This window comes from Enterobacter cloacae complex sp. P38RS (genome assembly GCF_014930775.1).
GTDB lineage: Bacteria > Pseudomonadota > Gammaproteobacteria > Enterobacterales > Enterobacteriaceae > Enterobacter > Enterobacter bugandensis.
Genome location: NZ_JADBRS010000018.1, coordinates 1 through 16,508 on the forward strand (window position 1 = coordinate 1; position 16,508 = coordinate 16,508).

Annotated in this window: 15 protein-coding genes; 4 read left to right on the forward strand and 11 right to left on the reverse strand. The window is 57.3% G+C overall.

Annotated elements, in window-relative coordinates; translation table 11 throughout:
- Positions 1-29 precede the first annotated feature (29 nt).
- From proY to phoB, 4 genes are all read right to left on the reverse strand, one after another.
- Positions 30-1,403 (reverse strand): proline-specific permease ProY, encoded by a 1,374-nt coding sequence (gene proY / locus IM303_RS18570; RefSeq protein WP_028012135.1) that lies wholly within the window; start codon positions 1,401-1,403, stop codon positions 30-32.
- 80 nt (positions 1,404-1,483) lie between these two features.
- Positions 1,484-2,803, reverse strand: a complete 1,320-nt coding sequence (brnQ, locus tag IM303_RS18575; RefSeq protein WP_193360159.1) for a branched-chain amino acid transporter carrier protein BrnQ — start codon at positions 2,801-2,803, stop codon at positions 1,484-1,486.
- A gap of 410 nt (positions 2,804-3,213) precedes the next feature.
- Entirely contained in the window at positions 3,214-4,509 is a 1,296-nt protein-coding gene (phoR, locus tag IM303_RS18580; protein ID WP_047363942.1) for a phosphate regulon sensor histidine kinase PhoR, read from the reverse strand.
- Positions 4,510-4,530: 21 nt separating this feature from the next.
- Positions 4,531-5,220, reverse strand: a complete 690-nt coding sequence (phoB, locus tag IM303_RS18585) for a phosphate response regulator transcription factor PhoB (RefSeq protein WP_008503265.1) — start codon at positions 5,218-5,220, stop codon at positions 4,531-4,533.
- 187 nt (positions 5,221-5,407) lie between these two features.
- On the opposite strand from phoB, the gene sbcD reads away from it, so the two are divergent.
- Both sbcD and sbcC read left to right on the forward strand, forming a co-directional pair.
- Entirely contained in the window at positions 5,408-6,613 is a 1,206-nt protein-coding gene (sbcD, locus tag IM303_RS18590; protein ID WP_193360160.1) for an exonuclease subunit SbcD, read from the forward strand.
- Positions 6,610-9,741: an exonuclease subunit SbcC gene (gene sbcC / locus IM303_RS18595; RefSeq protein ID WP_193360161.1), complete on the forward strand. Its 3,132-nt coding sequence runs from the start codon at positions 6,610-6,612 to the stop codon at positions 9,739-9,741. Before sbcD ends, sbcC begins: the two co-directional genes overlap by 4 nt.
- 80 nt (positions 9,742-9,821) lie before the next feature.
- Here the strand turns inward: sbcC and mak are convergent, their stop codons facing one another.
- On the reverse strand, positions 9,822-10,727 hold the full coding sequence (gene mak, locus IM303_RS18600) for a fructokinase (RefSeq protein ID WP_045259882.1): 906 nt from the start codon (positions 10,725-10,727) through the stop codon (positions 9,822-9,824).
- Between the two features lie 123 nt (positions 10,728-10,850).
- On the opposite strand from mak, the gene rdgC reads away from it, so the two are divergent.
- Entirely contained in the window at positions 10,851-11,765 is a 915-nt protein-coding gene (gene rdgC, locus IM303_RS18605; protein WP_014882739.1) for a recombination-associated protein RdgC, read from the forward strand.
- A 47-nt stretch (positions 11,766-11,812) separates the two neighbouring features.
- Here rdgC and ppnP read toward each other — a convergent pair whose 3' ends face one another.
- The 5 genes from ppnP to IM303_RS18630 all read right to left on the reverse strand — a co-directional run bounded on the left by ppnP (position 11,813) and on the right by IM303_RS18630 (position 14,450).
- Complete coding sequence (gene ppnP, locus IM303_RS18610; protein WP_008503270.1) at positions 11,813-12,100, reverse strand: pyrimidine/purine nucleoside phosphorylase; 288 nt, start codon at positions 12,098-12,100, stop codon at positions 11,813-11,815.
- 71 nt (positions 12,101-12,171) lie between these two features.
- Positions 12,172-12,849 (reverse strand): AroM family protein, encoded by a 678-nt coding sequence (locus tag IM303_RS18615; protein WP_028012129.1) that lies wholly within the window; start codon positions 12,847-12,849, stop codon positions 12,172-12,174.
- Positions 12,850-13,086: 237 nt separating this feature from the next.
- Positions 13,087-13,278: a protein YaiA gene (yaiA, locus tag IM303_RS18620; RefSeq protein ID WP_003859135.1), complete on the reverse strand. Its 192-nt coding sequence runs from the start codon at positions 13,276-13,278 to the stop codon at positions 13,087-13,089.
- Between the two features lie 44 nt (positions 13,279-13,322).
- Positions 13,323-13,847: a shikimate kinase AroL gene (gene aroL / locus IM303_RS18625; protein ID WP_028012127.1), complete on the reverse strand. Its 525-nt coding sequence runs from the start codon at positions 13,845-13,847 to the stop codon at positions 13,323-13,325.
- 144 nt (positions 13,848-13,991) lie between these two features.
- Positions 13,992-14,450, reverse strand: a complete 459-nt coding sequence (locus tag IM303_RS18630) for a YaiI/YqxD family protein (RefSeq protein WP_010428006.1) — start codon at positions 14,448-14,450, stop codon at positions 13,992-13,994.
- 97 nt (positions 14,451-14,547) lie between these two features.
- Here IM303_RS18630 and proC point away from each other — a divergent pair, with 97 nt between their 5' ends.
- A complete protein-coding gene (gene proC, locus IM303_RS18635; RefSeq protein WP_041911103.1) occupies positions 14,548-15,357 on the forward strand; it encodes a pyrroline-5-carboxylate reductase in 810 nt (269 codons plus the stop codon).
- A gap of 14 nt (positions 15,358-15,371) precedes the next feature.
- Here the strand turns inward: proC and adrA are convergent, their stop codons facing one another.
- Positions 15,372-16,475 carry a diguanylate cyclase AdrA gene (adrA, locus tag IM303_RS18640; protein ID WP_049001855.1) on the reverse strand — a complete coding sequence of 368 codons (1,104 nt, stop codon included), beginning with the start codon at positions 16,473-16,475 and terminating at the stop codon, positions 15,372-15,374.
- Positions 16,476-16,508 lie beyond the last annotated feature (33 nt).

Here is a 16,508-nt window from a genome sequence, read left to right on the forward strand (position 1 = left end):
TCTCCCGGGAGGGAGGGGGGATAAAAATATTACTGTGCTTCTGCCAATTGACGGTCACGGCGGCACTTAAACACCCAGCCGATCAGCAGCAGAACGATCCACGCACAGCCCACGTACAGGGAAATGCGGGTATCCGGATGGTAGCCAATCAGGCCAATGATAAACACCAGGAAGATCAGCCCGACCACGGTCGTCGCCACCCCGCCCGGCACCTTAAACTTCAGCGCTTTCGCCTCATCCGGCGACAGACGGCGGCGGAAGGCAATCTGCGACAGCAGGATCATGATCCACACCCACACGGTCGCGAAGGTCGCCAGGGACGCAATCACCAGGAAGACGTTCTCCGGCATGATGTAGTTCAGGTAAACCGAGAACAGCAGCGCTACGGTCATCACCACCACCGTCACCCACGGCGTGCCGCGGCGTGAAGTTTTGGCGAACACCTTCGGCGCGCTGCCCTGCTCCGCCATGCCGTGCAGCATGCGGCCCACGCCAAAGACGTCACTGTTGATGGCCGAAAGCGACGCGGTCAGCACCACAAAGTTCAGAATGCTGGCAGCAAAGGCAATGCCCATATGCTGGAAGGTCAGGACAAACGGGCTACCGTTAGTGCCTACCTGGTTCCACGGGTAGATGGACATAATCACGAACAGCGTACCCACGTAGAACACCAGAATACGCATCGGCACCGAGTTGATGGCGCGCGGAATGGATTTCTCCGGATCTTTCGCTTCCCCGGCGGTGATGCCGATAATCTCGATGCCGCCGTAGGCGAACATTACCATCTGTAGCGACATCACCATCCCGAGCCAGCCGTTGCTGAAGAAGCCGCCGTTGCTCCAGAGGTTATGGATGCCGGTCGGCTGGCCGCCGTTGCCAATCCCCCAGATGATGATCCCGAAACCCGCCACAATCATGATGATGATGGTCGCGACCTTGAAGAAGGAGAACCAGAACTCCAGCTCGCCGAACACCTTCACGCTCATCAGATTAACGGCGCAAATGAGCAACACCACGCTCAGCACCCAGATCCAGTGCGGCACCGCCGGGAACCAGACGCCCATGTAGATGCCGAATGCGGTTACGTCGGCAATCGCCACAATCAAAATTTCGAAGCAGTAGGTCCAGCCGGTGATAAACCCGGCCAGCGGGCCGAGGTTTTCCTGCGCGTAGCGGGAGAAGGAGCTGGCAGACGGGTTGTGAACCGACATTTCGCCGAGGGCGCGCATGATGATATACGCCGCCACACCGCCGATGATATAGGCCAGCAGAACGCTTGGACCGGCCATTTTGATGGCATCTGCCGAGCCATAAAAAAGACCGGTGCCGATAGCAGAGCCCAGCGCCATAAAGCGGATGTGGCGCGTGCTCAATCCACGTTTAAGTTTGTTAGTGCTTTCCATTTAAATCTTGCCATTCAACACGAAAAAACAAAAAACCACGGGGCCTTAAGCCCCGTGGTTAAACATTTTGTTGCCGTTGATTAATGAGCGTTCGATGTGACCTGACGCCCTGCAGCACGGTCCCAGATAACCGCCAGAACCAGTGCAACAACGGTAGGCATCAGCCAGGCCAGGCCCTGCTCGGACAGCGGCAGACGCTGTGTCCAGGCTGGCAGAATTTCAGCGAACGCTGATGCTTTAATCCCGTCAAGGATACCAAAAATCAGGCTGATAAACATGGCTGGCGCAATAATTCGTGAGGAGTTATGCCACCACGGACGGGTGAAGCTCAGCACCACCAGCACGATGCACGGCGGATAGATCGCCGTCAACACCGGAATAGAGACCTGAATCAGGTGGCTCAGACCGAGGTTAGACACCGCCATGGAGAAGATACCGAGAATAAACACCAGGGTACGGTAAGAGAGCGGCAGATACTGCGCAAAGAACTCTGCGCAGGCGCAGGTCAGGCCAACCGCGGTTACCAGACACGCCAGGAAGATCAGCGCCGCCAGCAGCATGCTGCCCGCCCCACCGAAGGTGTACTGAACGTAAGCGTGCAGGATAGCCGCACCGTTCGCGTTCTGATCAACCAGCATCGCGCTGTCAGAGCCCAGGCGGAACAGCGCCAGATACAGCAGCGTCAGTCCCACACCGGCCATCAGGCCAGCCCAGATGGTATAACGGGTCAGCAAACGCGCTTCGGTCACGCCGCGGGAACGCGCGGCGTTAACAATAACGATACCAAACACCATCGCGCCCAGCGTATCCATCGTCAGGTAGCCGTTCACAAAGCCGTTAGAGAAGGCGGCGTTTTTATAGGCATCCATCGCGTCGCTAATCGGGCCGGCTGGCCAGATGATGGCCGCCACGGCCAGCACGATCAGCGCTACAATTTTCAGCGGCGCCAGGAAGTTACCTACCGTGTCCAGCAGCTTGCCCGGATAGAGGGAAACCAGAATCACGATGGCGAAATAAATCAGGCTGTAGATGAACAGCGGCATCGCGCCGTCGCCGGTCAGCGGGGCGATGCCCACTTCGAAGGAAACGGTCGCGGTACGCGGGGTGGCAAACAGCGGACCAACGGCCAGATAGCAGACGGTTGCCAGCAGAACGCCAGCCACTTTGCCAATCGGGGTGCTGAGGCTATCCACGCCGCCACCGACTTTCGCCAGTGCGATAACGGTCAGTACCGGCAGGCCCACGGCAGTAATCAGGAAACCAAACGCGGCGGTCCAGACGTGTTCACCCGCCTGTAAGCCAACCATTGGAGGGAAAATGATGTTGCCTGCGCCAACGAACAGCGCAAATGTCATAAAGCCCAGCGCGATAATGTCACGCGATTTTAAGTGATGGGTCATAAAACCTTACTGCCTGTGGATGTGGTGTTGAAAACGTTGAGATTTTTCGATTTCCCTGACGGGACGATACAGCCGAAAATTTGCTCAATTTCAGCGGGAAATGCTCCCGTCCTGGCGTGGAGAAGAATAGTTTTTCGATTTACCACGCAAATACAGTCGGTCTGACAGTATCTGGGGGGCAATTTAAACGCTTATAACGTTTAAAGGCAAGGAGGGATCGCAAAACCAGAACAATATGCCAGTATGAAAACGCGCACCAGAACAATGCGCTAATTATAGGAAAAACCCATGGCTAATCATGCGAACAAAAAACAGCCAACCGTATAAAATTCACACGCGTTTCGCTTGACTGCAAAGCAAACGGGCCAGCGATGGCTGACCCGTGGAAAGGTAAAATGACACGCCTGCCGTCAGGCGCTCTTTTTGGCAATTAATCGTTCCGGGATAACGAAACTAAAGCGGGTTCCCTTACCCAGGGTACTCTGGATATCAAGACGGCTTTCATGGTGATTCACCGCGTGTTTCACAATCGCCAGCCCCAGGCCGCTCCCCCCCGTCTGCCGCGATCGCGCTTTATCCACCCGGTAGAAGCGCTCGGTCAGGCGCGGAATATGCTCCGGGGCGATCCCCGGCCCGTTATCCTCAACGCTAAACTCGGCGCCTGCCGGCGTATGCTGCCAGCGCACCACGATATCCGTTCCTTCCGGCGTATGGTTTACCGCGTTGTACACCAGGTTGGAGATGGCGCTACGCAGTTCATCCTCGCTGCCTAGCACCTTCAGCGTGTTGTCGACGTCAAAGGTCAGCTGATGTTTTTTATGGCTTAACGTCTGCGCTTCACGCTCGACAACGCGCAACATCATTGGCACATCAATGGTGTCATTCAGCGCAAGAGAAGGCGCCGCTTCAATCTTTGACAGCGTCAGCAGCTGCTTCACCAGCCCTTCCATACGGTGCGTTTGCTCGCGCATCGTATGCAGCGCTTTTTCACGCGGCGCGCCTTCCAGGGTTTGCTCTTGCATCATCTCCAGGTAGCCCTGCAGCACGGTCAACGGGGTGCGTAGTTCGTGGCTGACGTTGGCGAAGAAGTTACGACGCGCCCCTTCCAGCTGGTGCATCTGGGTCACGTCGCGCGCCACCATCAGCCACTGGCGATCGCTGTAGGGCATCACGCGGATTTCCAGATGGCGACCGTTATTCAGCTTCAGATTGTGGGGACGGGTGAAATCACGCTTTTTCAGATACAGCGTGAACTCAGGATAACGCAGAAGGTTGAGGATGTTCTGACCATTGTCATCCGGCCAGCGCAGGCCCAGCAGTTGCTGCGCCAGGCCGTTACACCAGAAGATCGTCCCTTCTTCGGTCGTCAGAATAACGGCATCGGGCAGCGACTCTGCACCGCTGCGAAAGCGTTTGATCAGGCTTCCCAGCTCGCGGCGACGCTTTTTATTACGCATCTGCATCTGGTGCAGGCCGTACAGCAGCGGCTCCCAGCTGCCGCTTCCCGGCGGCGGGGTCATACTGCGGTCCACCCACAGCCACCAGGAGAGACGCAGCAGGTTCCAGAAATGCCAGGCTAACAGCCCGGTGACCGCCGCCAGCAGAAACCACGGCAGATGCCCAAGTAAGGCTCCCAGAAGAAGGGCCGGAATACAGCATAAGATCAGTTCAAAGACGAGCCTTTTCCATGACAGACGTTCCAGCACGCGTCACACTCCTGTCATTATTCAGAAACGGGTCGAGAAACGATAACCCGTACCGCGGACCGTCTGTACCATGCGATCGTGGCCGCTCAGTTCCAGCGCTTTTCGCAGGCGACGAATATGTACGTCAACCGTCCGGTCTTCGACATACACGTTAGTTCCCCAGACGTTATTCAGCAACTGCTCGCGGCTGTAAACGCGTTCCGGATGGGTCATAAAAAAGTGCAGGAGTTTAAATTCGGTAGGCCCCATGTCGAGGGGATTTTCGCCGGTCATCACGCGGTGTGACGTTGGGTCAAGGCTGAGGCCCTGCATCTCGATCACCTCTTCCACCGCCATCGGGGAAATACGGCGCATGACGGCCTTAATGCGGGCAACCAGCTCTTTCGGGGAGAAAGGCTTGGTAATGTAATCGTCCGCGCCGGTCTCCAGACCGCGCACGCGATCCTCTTCCTCTCCGCGCGCCGTGAGCATCACCACCGGGATGTCGCGGGTCAGCGCTTCACGCTTCAGATGTTTGATAAACTGCAGTCCGGAGCCGCCGGGCAACATCCAGTCAAGCAGAATCAGATCGGGCCAGGGTTCATTCAGCTGGTTCACCGCGCTGTCATAATCTTCCGCTTCAACCGGCTGGAAGCCATTTTGTTCGAGCACGAAGCACACCATTTCACGAATTGGAGCTTCATCTTCTACGACCAGAATACGTCTCGCCATACTTTGCCCTGTCTTATCTTATTTAAGTTACAAGTTTGTAATGCGGCGCCATTATGCGTCAGATTTATGACAGATTTATGAAAAACAGTACCACTATAAATGGCAAACTGTTGTTTTATTACAGCGGTTATTTTCCTCTCCCTGACAGTTTATAATCGCCCGCATCGTTTTTCGCCACGGATCTCCTATGCGCATACTTCACACCTCGGACTGGCATCTGGGTCAAAATTTTTACAGCAAAAGCCGTGCGGCTGAACATGAAGCGTTCCTGAACTGGCTTCTGGAAACGGGCCAGGCGCACGAGGTGGATGCCATTATTGTGGCGGGTGACATCTTTGATACCGGTTCGCCGCCGAGCTATGCGCGTGAACTGTATAACCGCTTCGTGGTGAACCTGCAGCAGACCGGCTGTCATCTGGTGATTGTCGCCGGTAACCATGACTCCGTCGCCACGCTCAATGAATCCCGCGACATCCTGGCGTTTCTCAATACCACCGTGGTCGCCAGCGCCGGGCACGCGCCGCAGATCCTGAAAAAACGCGACGGGTCGCCGGGCGCGGTACTGTGCCCGATTCCCTTTTTACGTCCGCGCGACATCGTGCAAAGCCAGGCGGGACTGTCGGGAGCGGAAAAGCAGCAGCATTTATTGCAGGCCATCACCGACTACTATCACCAGCAGCACGCGGAAGCCTGTGCCCTGCGCGGTGAACAGGCCATTCCGGTCATTGCCACCGGGCACCTCACCACCGTCGGTGCCAGCAAAAGTGACGCAGTCCGCGAGATCTATATCGGTACGCTGGACGCCTTTCCCGCGCAAAACTTCCCGCCCGCGGACTACATCGCGCTCGGGCACATTCACCGCGCCCAGGTCATCGGCGGCTGCGAGCATATCCGCTACTGTGGCTCCCCTATTTCGCTCAGCTTCGATGAAACCGGAAAAACCAAATCCGTGCATCTGGTGAGCTTTGATGAGGGCAAACTCAGCGCCGTCGAGACGCTGGAAGTGCCGGTCACCCAGCCGCTGGCGGTGCTGAAGGGCGATCTGGCTGCCATCACCGCCCAGCTTGAGCAGTGGCGCGGCGCTGAGCTTAACCCGCCCGTCTGGCTGGATATTGAAATCACCACCGATGACTACCTGCACGATATGCAGCGGAAAATTCAGGCGCTGACCGAAGAGTTGCCGGTTGAGGTGCTGCTGGTGCGCCGCAGCCGCGAGCAGCGCGAGAAAATTCTGCTCGGCGCCCAGCGCGAAACGCTTAGCGAACTGCGCGTAGAAGAGGTGTTCGAGCGCCGACTTTCGCAGGAAGAGATCGATGATGCGAAGCGCGTCAGGCTCAACGAGCTGTTCAGCCATACTCTGCACGCCCTCAATGACGAGGAAGAAAACGCATGAAAATTCTGAGCCTGCGCCTGAAAAATCTCAACTCCCTCAAGGGCGAGTGGAAAATTGACTTCACCGCGGAGCCTTTTGCCAGCAACGGCCTGTTTGCCATCACTGGCGCAACCGGCGCGGGTAAAACCACCCTGCTCGATGCCATCTGCCTGGCGCTCTACCACGAAACCCCGCGCCTGAATAAGGTCTCTCAGGCGCAAAACGATCTGATGACGCGCGATACCGCCGAGTGCCTGGCGGAAGTGGAATTTGAGGTGAAAGGCGTTGCCTATCGCGCCTTCTGGAGCCAGAACCGGGCGCGCAACCAGCCGGACGGGAACTTGCAGGCACCGCGCGTGGAGCTGGCCCGCTGCGAGGATGGCAAGATTCTGGCCGATAAGGTGTCGGATAAACTGGAGCAAACCGCGGCGCTCACCGGGCTGGACTACGGCCGTTTTACCCGCTCAATGCTGCTCTCGCAGGGGCAATTTGCCGCCTTCCTGAATGCCAAACCGGCCGACCGCGCAGAACTGCTGGAAGAACTCACCGGCACCGAAATCTACGGCCAGATTTCCGCGATGGTGTTTGAGAAACACAAAGCCGCCCGCAGCGTGCTGGAAAAATGCGAGGCGCAGGCGGCGGGCGTCGTGCTGCTCAGCGAAGAACAACAGCAGCAGTTGCAGCAAAGTTTGCAGGCACTTACTGACGAAGAGAAAACCCTGCTGGCCCAGCAGCAAAGCCAACAGAAAGATTTTCAGTGGCTTACGCGTCATGACGAGCTCGTGCGGGAGCAGCAGCGCGTTACCGCCCTGCAGCAGCAGGCGCAACAGGCGCAGGCGAACGCGGCGCCGGAACTGGCAAAACTCCAGCTTGCCCAGCCCGCCGCCCAGCTTCGTCCGCTCTGGGAGCATCAGCAGGAGCAAACCGCACGTCTGACGCAAACCCAGCAGCGAATTAACGAAGTAAATACTCGCTTACAGACCAAAACCGCACTGCGCGCGCGGATCCGCAATACCGCCCTGCGTACCCATGAGCGGCTACAGGCCGAACTGACGGCGCTGGCGCAGTGGCTGACGGAGAATGAGCGTTATCGCCTGCTGGGCCAGGAAATTGCCGGCTGGCGCGCCCAGTTCTCACAGCTAAACCGTGACAAAAGTCAGCTCGTCGCGCTTGCTGCGCGGATGACTGAGCTACGTCAGAAGCTGGCTGAGATGCCGGAAAATACGCTGACGCTGACGGCGGATGAGGTCAGCGCGGCCATGGAGCAGCAGTCCCGGTCCCGCACACTGCGCCAGCAGCTGACGTCGCTGCATGCCCGCTATCAGCCGCTGCAAAAGCGCCTTAGCCAGAACGGTGAAAGCGTGCAGAAAGCCCAGGCGGAGCAGAGAAAGCTCAATGAAACCCTGGCGCTGCGCCGCCAGCAGTACAAAGAGAAACACCAGCACTATCTGGACCTGAAAGCCCTTTGCGAACGTGAAGCGACGATTAAAAATCTGGAAAGCTATCGCTCACGGCTTGAGGCAGGCAAACCCTGCCCGCTGTGCGGCTCCCACGAGCATCCTGCCGTGGAGACCTACCGGTCGCTTGAGCTGACGGATAACCAGCGTCGCCGTGATGCACTCGAAAAAGAGGTCGCCGCGCTTAAAGAGGAAGGCCTGCTGGTGCTGGGACAGGTTAATGCTCTGGCTCAACAGATCCAGCGTGAGACAGACGAAGCGCAGACGCTTTCTCAGGAAGAGCAAGCACTTACTAAAGCGTGGCTGGAGGCGTGCGCGTCTTTGAATATCGCATTGAATATTCAGGAGGATATCGCGCCATGGCTGCACGAGCAGGAAAACTACGAGCACCAGCTTTACCAGCTCAGCCAGCGTCTGAACCTGCAAAACCAGCTGAACGAGCAGGAGGCGCAGGAACGCCAGTATCAGCAGCAGCGCACGGCAACGCGCCAGGCGCTGGAACATACCCTTCTCGCGCTCTCGCTTAGCGTTCCCGAAGAGGGCAATGAAGCCGACTGGCTGCACGCCCGCGAAGCGGAATTTGCCCACTGGCAGGAGAAGCAAACGCAGCACGGCGTGCTTCAGGAACGCGTGAGCGCGCTGAAGCCGCTGCTCGACACGCTTCCGGCAACACACGGCGAAGAGGCTGAGCCGGCCATTCCTGATGACTGGCGCGACATCCATAATGAATGCGTGTCGCTGCAAAGCCAGCTCGCCGCCCTGCAGCAGCAGGAGGCGCTGGAGCGCGAGCGCCTGCAGCAATCGCAGACGCAGTTCACCGCGGCGCTCTCCGCAAGCTGTTTTGCCGATCGGGACGCGTTCCTTGCCGCGCTGCTGGATGACGATGCTGTTCGCCGCCTCGAACAGCTGAAACAGTCGCTGGAAAACCAGCTACAGCAGGCCGCGGCCCTTTCCGGCCAGGCTAATCAGCAGCTGCAGGCGCACCTTGCGCTGCGCCCGGAAGAACTTGACGCGGATGCGTCTACCCTGCAAAGCCAGCTGCAGCAGCTGGCGCAACGGCTTCGTGAGAACACCACGCATCAGGGCGAGATCCGCCAGCAGCTTAAGCAGGACAGCGATAACCGCCAGCATCAGCAGGCGTTAATGCTGCAAATTGAAGAGGCCGCGCGCCAGGCCGACGACTGGGGTTATCTCAACGCGCTGATCGGCTCCAGCACCGGCGACAAATTCCGCAAGTTCGCTCAGGGGCTGACGCTGGATAACCTGGTCTGGCTCGCAAACCAGCAGCTTAACCGCCTGCACGGCCGTTATCTCCTACAGCGTAAGGCCAGCGAGGCGCTGGAGCTGGAAGTGGTCGACACCTGGCAGGCCGATGCGGTGCGCGATACGCGCACGCTCTCCGGCGGCGAGAGCTTCCTGGTCAGCCTTGCGCTGGCGTTAGCGCTTTCTGACCTGGTCAGTCACAAAACGCGGATTGATTCCCTGTTCCTGGATGAGGGATTCGGCACGCTCGACAGTGAAACGCTGGATACCGCGCTGGATGCGCTCGACGCGCTGAACGCCACCGGGAAAACCATCGGGGTGATTAGCCACGTCGAGGCGATGAAAGAGCGCATTCCGGTGCAGATCAAGGTGAAGAAGATCAACGGACTGGGGTATAGCAGGCTGGACAGGGAGTTTGCGGTGGGGTGAGTGTTGGGTCGATTCGGTCTGGTGCCCTCTCCCTGGCCCTCTAAACATCAAAAACGGCAACGCAAGTTGCCGTTTTGCGTTTATTCCGGCCATAACCACGCCGCGCCGCGCACGCCGCTGGAGTCGCCGTGGACGGCTTTGCGGATCGGGGTTTCGCACTCGCCGCCGAAGACCCACTGTTTCACCAGATTTGGTACCGTGGCGTACAGCCGGTCAACGTTGCTCATGCCACCGCCGAGCACAATCACGTCCGGATCGAGAATGTTCACTACGTGCGCCAGCGATTTCGCCAGACGCATTTCGTAGCGGCTGAGCGCCAGTTCGGCCACCGGATCCTGTTCTTCCACCAAACGCATAATCTCGTTCCCCTTGAGCGGCTGGCCGCTCAGGCGGTGGTAGTCGGTTGCAAAACCGGTGCCGGAGATAAAGGTCTCGATACAGCCCTGCTTGCCGCAGTAGCACGGCACCTCGGCGCGGTATTTGAGTTCATCTTCATCCATCCACGGCAGCGGGTTGTGCCCCCACTCACCCGCCGTGCCGTTGCCGCCAATATGTGAACGTCCGCCAAAGGCCACGCCCGCGCCGCAGCCGGTACCGATAATCACTGCAAACACGGTCTGCGCTCCTGCGGCTGCACCATCAACGGCCTCTGAGACCGCCAGGCAGTTTGCGTCATTCGCCAGACGCACTTCCCGGTTCAGACGCTGGCTCAAATCCTTATCAAACGGCTGACCGTTGAGCCAGGTAGAGTTGGCATTTTTCACCACACCCGTATAAGGCGAAATGGAGCCGGGGATCCCCATCCCGACCGTGCCCCTCTCGCCCGTCGCCTGCTCGGCCATATCAACCAGCCGGGCAATCGTCTCGATCGTCTGGTGATAATCATCGCGCGGCGTCGGCAGACGGTGGCGGAACAGCTGTTCCCCCTGCTCGCTTAATGCGATGACTTCTGTTTTGGTGCCGCCCAAATCAATCCCAATACGCACAAGACTCTCCTCATTATTTTGATTATCAACAGAGTAGAAGCACGCTTCCCGATTAGCAATGCAAGCGATGCGACAATTCGTTATCATGCCCGCTGATTTAACGACAAGGCCGTGGAAATTATCATGCTGTGGTTCAAAAATTTGATGGTTTACCGTCTCAGCCGCGACGTTTCGCTGCGCGCAGAAGAGATGGAAAAACAGTTAGCCGCTTATAGCTTTTCCCCTTGCGGTAGCCAGGATATGGCGAAAACCGGTTGGGTTCCGCCAATGGGTTCGCAAAGCGATGCACTGACCCACGCCAGCAGCACGGGTCAAATCATCGTCTGCGCCCGCAAAGAAGAGAAAATTCTGCCCACGCCGGTGGTTAAGCAGGCGCTTGAAGCAAAAATTTTCAAGCTGGAAGCCGAGCAGGGCCGCAAGCTGAAGAAAACCGAAAAAGACTCGCTGAAAGATGAAGTGCTGCACTCTCTGCTGCCGCGCGCCTTCAGCCGCTTCAGCCAGACGATGATGTGGATCGATACCGTTAATGGGCTGATCATGGTGGACTGCGCCAGCGCCAAAAAAGCGGAAGATACGCTGGCCCTGCTGCGTAAAAGCATCGGCTCTTTACCGGTCGTACCGCTGGCGCTGGAAACGCCGATTGAGCTGACCCTGACCGAGTGGGTCCGCAGCGGTACCGCGGCGCAAGGTTTCCAGATCCTGGACGAAGCCGAGCTGAAAGCCCTGCTGGAAGATGGCGGCGTGATCCGCGCGAAAAAGCAGGATCTGGTGAGCGACGAGATCGCCGTACACATTGAAGCGGGCAAAGTGGTCACCAAACTGGCGCTCGACTGGCAGCAGCGCATTCAGTTCGTGATGTGCGACGACGGTTCCGTGAAGCGTCTGAAGTTCTGCGACGAGCTGCGCGATCAAAACGAAGATATCGACCGGGAAGATTACGCCCAGCGCTTTGACGCGGACTTTATCCTGATGACCGGCGAACTGGCCGCGTTAATTCAGAATCTGGTGGAAGGTCTCGGCGGCGAAGCGCAGAGATAATTTCCCCTCACCCTGATCCTCTCCCCAAAGGGGGAGAGGAAAGACGATTATTTCAGGTAGCGGCACAGATAAGAGGTCGGTTCAGCGACCTGCAAATGAAATTCGCTGTGGCCAGGGACGTTGAAAACTTGTCCGGCAGCGTAAACTTTCCATTCCGTTTCACCCGGCAGTAAGACGTTCAGCGCGCCGCTGACCACCGTCATCTCTTCCGCTTCCGCCGTGCCAAAGGTGTATTCCCCTTCAGCCATAACGCCCACACTGGCGCGGCCAGTGCTGCTGCTGGTAAAACCGATGGATTTCACTTTACCGGAAAAGTATTCGTTACTTTGAAGCATGAACTGGCCCTTATATTCAGAGATAAAAATTCACTATAGGGGCCATGCTCATCACCTGTCACGCAAAATCATTACGTCAGAAGTTCTGAGGCCAGGCGAGCCATCAGAACGTTGGATAACAGCACCGGCACGTCCAGTGCCTTTTGCAGTAAATCCCGGTGATGCTGGTGAAAACCAAGACAGTCCAGAATCAATACATCCGCCCCTCTCTCCAGCAGCTCCTTCCCGGCAGCAATGAGTTTAGCCTCGCTGTCCCAGAAGGGGTTTGCCAGCGCATACAGGGGCGTTTTTTCGAGCACGTGCCACTTTGCTTCCTGGTTGTCCATAAGCTCCTCGATGGGCACAATGACCCCCACCTGATGCCCGTCAACAATGGAGGCTACCAGCGGAGGAATAATGCGCATCGGCTCAAGCAAAATCGCATTGCGCGCGATGAGCCCCTTAATGGGGGCGGTGCTCATCAGCAAAATTACGTCATATTGCTGATTATCGAGTACTTCTATTACTGCCTGCAGCGAACGCTCAATTTTCTGCCGAGAAACATGCGCCAGTTTACCGTCGCTTAATAACGTCGCCAGGGGATCCTCCCCCGCCTCTACAGCGTAGTCTTCCATGACCTCTTCCCGGCTCATCTTACCCAGCAGGCTGAGATGCGTGATCTGTTGTTCAGATACATGCTCGGTTAAGAGCGGTAACACTTCGCTTACAGGGACCACACCAATGGTGAGGATCGCCAACGTTGCCTTCATCTTCTTCGCCTTCCATCACTACAAAAACGTATACACAGGTACAGGCTCTCTACGCTGTACAGTTCGTTTTTTCAACAAAACAGCACCAAGCGTAGCAGGCGATCTCAGCCCTGAAATGTAAAGATCGCCTGCCGATAACGGAGCTACCTGTAATAACTAAATATTAACCCCTGCTTAACATTTGCGATGAATAAAAAGTGTGATTCAGGCACGGTATTGGAGCGTTTAGGAAAACATTCACGACTTTTCGGGATCTTCGTAGCGCCGCTTGGCATCCAGCGCTTCCTGTTCAGTCTCATGTTCACTGATCAGCGAGTCCGGTTTGGGGTGATCGGCACGCAGCTGGTACCAGGTGACGGTCTGGTCGCCATTGCCTTTTTCAACGGTAACAATACGTGCTTCGCGCGGATAGGGAGGTCTGGTTGGCATAGCTCATCCTTTTTTTATGTCTGAGCTATCAGTATAGACGGCGGTTAGCTGGCACACGCCAGACGCAGGGCGGTAATAATCTGAATTACCACATCTTCCGGGGCCGCAGAGGCATCCACGACATGGTGTGCCGCTTCACGGTAGAGGGCATCACGCTCGGCCAGCACTTCGCTCACCTCTTCGCTGAGCGGTCGTGACGTCAGCGCCGGGCGTTGTCCCTCTTCAGGAAATGCTTCAAGTCGCCCTACCAGAGCCGCCACCGGCGCGCAAAGATAGATCACAATGCCTTTTTCGCGCATAAAGTGACGATTACATTCGGCCAGAACAATACCGCCTCCCGTCGCAATGACGGCTGACGGCGTGGTGACCGCTTTCAGCGCGGCCGTTTCGCGGGCGCGAAAGCTTTCCCATCCCTCTTGCTCCACGATGTCTGCGATGGTTTTGCCGGCCTCAGTCTGCAGCCAGTGGTCGGTATCAACAAACTGACGATGACATGCGCGTGCCAGTTCCACGCCAACGGTGGTTTTCCCACAGCCGCGGGGGCCAACTAAAAAGATGGGTTGGGTCATAGCCAGGTGTTCCCCTTGATGCCGAATGGCTGAAGAGTGTAAAGAAATAATTGCAGAAGATGTGTCGATTACTTTACTGCAAAGCGGTACGGGATGACAACCCTGTGGAGGCCACACTGTACCACATATTGACAATAATTATCATTACGCCGTACGGCGCTTCACTTCCAGCAGCCATTTATCCAGTTCGGCAGCAAACTGCTGGCGATCGCGCTGGGACAGGCTGTCCGGTCCACCGGTCTGCACGCCGCTGGCCCGCATCGTATCCATAAAATCACGCATAGTGAGTTTTTCCCGGATGGTTGAAGGCGAATAACGCTCGCCGCGAGGATTGAGCGCCGCTGCCCCTTTCTCCAACACTTCCGCCGCCAGCGGAATATCGGCGGTGATGACCAGATCTTCCGCGCTGCACAGACGAACAATTTCATTATCTGCCACGTCGAACCCGGCCGGCACGCGGAGGGAGCGAATGAACCGCGAAGGCGGGACGCGAATATTCTGGTTCGCCACCAGCGTCAGCGGCATCTGAACGCGCTCGGCGGCGCGGAATAAAATCTCTTTAATCACATTCGGACACGCGTCCGCATCAACCCAAATCGCCATGTTGTCTCCCCATAATGACTCTGCCGACTATTGTCGCCTGCATTTCGTTGTTAAGCTATCAATCAGAGAAAACAACGCATAATGACGGAGAATCATGATGGACAAGAAAATCGGGTTTATCGGCTGCGGTAACATGGGCAAAGCCATCCTGGGCGGCCTGATCGCCAGCGGGCAGGTTCTGCCGGGTCAGATTTGGGTTTATACCCCGTCACCGGATAACGTCGCCGCGTTGCGCGATCAATACGGGATCAACGCCGCCGAAAGCGCGCAGGAGGTGGCCCAGGTTGCCGATATCGTCTTTGGTGCCGTTAAGCCGAACATCATGATCAAAGTGTTAAGCGACATCACCTCCAGCCTGAATAAAGAGACGCTGGTCGTGTCGATTGCCGCAGGCGTGACGCTCGATCAGCTGGCGCGCGCGCTGGGCCACGATCGTAAAATCGTCCGCGCGATGCCGAATACCCCCTCACTGGTCAACGCCGGTATGACCTCCGTCACCCCTAACGCGCTGGTGACTTCAGAAGAGGTGGCGGACGTGCTAAACATTTTCCGCTGCTTCGGCGAGGCGGAAGTGATTGCAGAATCCATGATCCATCCAGTGGTCGGCGTGAGCGGTTCAGCCCCCGCGTACGTTTTCATGTTTTTAGAAGCGATGGCGGACGCCGCCGTGCTTGGCGGTATGCCGCGCGCGCAGGCGTATAAATTCGCCGCGCAGGCAGTGATGGGCTCCGCCAAAATGGTGCTGGAGACCGGTAAACACCCGGGTGAACTGAAGGATATGGTCTGCTCCCCGGCCGGTACCACCATCGAAGCGGTGCGGGTGCTGGAAGAACGCGGGTTCCGTTCTGCGGTTATCGAAGCGATGGCAAAATGCATGGAAAAGTCAGAGAAGCTGAGTAAATCCTGATGTCTGGCCGGGCGTCAGGCGGCCACTTCGGTGCGGCCGCGCCCGGCATTTTTCGCCTTATACAGCGCCACATCTGCCGCCTTCAACCATTCCCGATAGTGTACAAACTGCGGCCCCCAGGGGGCCACGCCCACGCTGATGCGCAGAGGCTCCTTCGGCGCGCACGGTAACGACAGCGTTTCCAGCCGCGCGTGAACCCGCGACATGACGGCGATGGCGCTTTCAGCGGCCGTCTGGGACATAATCACCGCGAACTCATCCCCGCCAAACCGGCCTATCGCATCGCCTGACCGTACCGACATCTGAAGCTGGCGGGTAATGGCCACGATGGCCTTGTCGCCTGCGTCGTGCCCCCAGGTATCGTTGATGTTTTTAAAGTGGTCGATATCAATCAGCAATATCGTGGCGGTGCAGTGGCTCCGGCGACAGTGCTCAAATTCATTGCGCAGCAGCATTTCCCAATGTCGGCGGTTAAACACCCCGGTCATCCCGTCACGGGTGCTCATCATTTCCAGCCGCCGCTTATGTTCCGCCAGCCTGACGGCCATTCGATGGCTAAGCCAGGCAAACAGCATGGGATAAAGCATAAGGACAGGAAGCGTTAAGCCCCACTCCAGCGCCCCCGGATTAAAGGGCACCGCTCTGCCAGCAAGCGGTAACGTAAGCAGCGCAGTAAGCAGGGTGAGCACGATCCCCGCGATAAAAAGGCGGCAGCCGCCAGAGCCCATCATGTTCATCCCCACCATCATCACCAGCGCCGCAGTGGGTAATACATACATCCCCATCACGCCGATCCAGACCCCGGCGATAACGGCATCCATCTTGAGGTTAAAAATTTCCTGCTGATGAGGTGAAGCGGCGCGGCAGGATAACTGCCAGGCAAAGTGCGGCCAGATGAATGCCCACCCCACCAGAAACAACCACCAGCCGCCGGGTAAAAAATGGCTGACCAGAATTTCCGCCACCGGGACAAACATCGCCGCCAGACCGACAACGCGCGCCAGCCGGGCTCGCCTGGCAAACTGGATGCCGGTACGGTGAGGGTCATCCTGAGAAAGGGTTAAACTCCACTCTTCCCGAATGCGCTTTTTGTAGTAATAAATGTCATCATTCATCATTTTTGGGAATATTCTGAAACATTTTCCCAAATT